This window comes from Kitasatospora phosalacinea (genome assembly GCF_030268885.1).
In the GTDB taxonomy this organism is placed as follows: domain Bacteria; phylum Actinomycetota; class Actinomycetes; order Streptomycetales; family Streptomycetaceae; genus Kitasatospora; species Kitasatospora phosalacinea_C.
Window position 1 is genome coordinate 1 of the sequence record NZ_BSSA01000125.1, and the last position, 372, is coordinate 372.

Annotated in this window: 1 pseudogene; it reads right to left on the reverse strand. The window is 65.9% G+C overall.

Annotated elements, in window-relative coordinates:
• Positions 1-372: pseudogene (locus QSK52_RS39220) on the reverse strand (transposase); the annotation flags it as partial.

Consider the following 372-nt stretch of genomic DNA (forward strand, 5'->3'; position numbering starts at 1 on the left):
AGGCGTTCGCTCGATTCGATGCCCTTGCGCGCGATGCGGACGCCGATGCGCTTGCCGCGCAGCCACTTTCGCAGGTGGGGCACGTCGTACGCTTTGTCGGCGTGAAGGCGTCCGGGCTTTTGGTAGCAGTCGCCCCAGGTGTGCTGTCTCATCAGGTAGGCCTCGACCACGGGCTTCAGGGCCTTGCTGTCATGTGTGTTGCCCGCGGTGACGGCAACGACCAGGGGCAGTCCGTCCGCGTCCGGCAGGATGTGCATCTTGGAGCCCTGTTTGCCCCGGTCCACGGGGCTCGGACCTGTGAGTCCACCCCTTTTTTGGCCCTGACGTGCGCGGAGTCGAGCACGGCGCGGGAGACGTCCAACAGACCTGTGT